Annotated in this window: 1 pseudogene; it reads left to right on the top strand. The window is 65.8% G+C overall.

Features of this window, described 5'->3' with window-relative positions:
* Positions 1 to 402 (top strand): annotated as a pseudogene (locus HW466_RS31520) (hypothetical protein); the annotation flags it as partial.
* Between the last annotated feature and the right edge of the window lie 31 nt (positions 403 to 433).

Genomic DNA, 433 nt, shown 5'->3' with positions numbered 1-433 from the left:
GGTGACGGTCCTGTTCCCGCTGTCGCGATCGATGTGGCCCAGTTGGGCGGCATGTATGCCGACAGGGTGTTTTTGGTTGGCAACTCGGCAGGCGTCGGTGTCGCGAACGCAGGGACGATCGCGGCGCAGGCAGGCGATCTGACGCTGCAATCGAATGGCCGTCTGGTGCTCACGGGCAAGACGACGGCGAGCGGCAACCTCGCGTTGTCGGCCGCGAACGGGATACAGAACAGCGGTACGACTTACGCTCGGCAGTCGCTGTCGGCCAGCATCGGCACCGATCTCACGAACAGCGGGACGCTGGCGGCGCAGCAGGATACGAGCGTGAATGCCGGCAGCGTCAATTCAACCGGCACGCTCGGCGCGGGCGTGAACAACGACGGAGCGGTCGGCCAGGGCGGGTGCTGGAGAAGGGCATGGTGATCACGGTCGA

It is taken from the genome of Burkholderia territorii (assembly GCF_902833055.1).
GTDB lineage: Bacteria > Pseudomonadota > Gammaproteobacteria > Burkholderiales > Burkholderiaceae > Burkholderia > Burkholderia territorii.
This window is presented reverse-complemented; position numbering and strand designations above follow the sequence as displayed.